Source organism: Caulobacter sp., from assembly GCF_017744445.1.
In the GTDB taxonomy this organism is placed as follows: domain Bacteria; phylum Pseudomonadota; class Alphaproteobacteria; order Caulobacterales; family Caulobacteraceae; genus Caulobacter.
In genome coordinates, this window is record NZ_JAGIBH010000044.1 from 1 (window position 1) to 520 (window position 520).

Sequence of the window (520 nt, forward strand, 5' to 3'; positions counted from 1 at the left end):
CGCATGGCCTGTCGCATCCGTGGTCGGTGGCGCTGCTGCCGGAGGGCGGCTTCCTGGTCACCGAGCGCGTCGGCACCCTGCGCCGCATCGCCGCCGACGGCAGCGTGTCGGCGCCGCTCACCGGCGTGCCGGCGGTGTCCGCGCGCGGCCAGGGCGGCCTGCTCGATGTCGCGCTCGCTCCGGACTTCGCGCAGAGCCGGCGCATCTACCTGAGCTACGCCGAGCCCGGCGAGAACGGCCTGTCCGGCACCTCGGCCGCTTACGCCACGCTTGGCGACACCGGCCTGCAGGACGTGACCGTGTTCTACCGCCAGGAACCGAAGGTCAACACCGAGAACCACTACGGCTCGCGCTTCGCCTTCGACGGCCACGGCCATGTCTTCATCAGCCAGGGCGAGCGCACCTTGAAGATGATGGCGCAGGAACTGGACAAGCTGCAGGGCAAGCTGGTCCGCCTGAACCTGGACGGCAGCGTGCCGGAGGACAACCCGTTCGTCGGCCAGGCCGGCGCGCGCCCGGA

1 protein-coding gene is annotated in these 520 nt (G+C 71.3%); it reads left to right on the forward strand.

Annotated elements, in window-relative coordinates:
• The coding region (locus tag J7528_RS23430; RefSeq protein ID WP_291879673.1) for a PQQ-dependent sugar dehydrogenase at positions 1 to 520 on the forward strand (520 nt) is incomplete at both ends.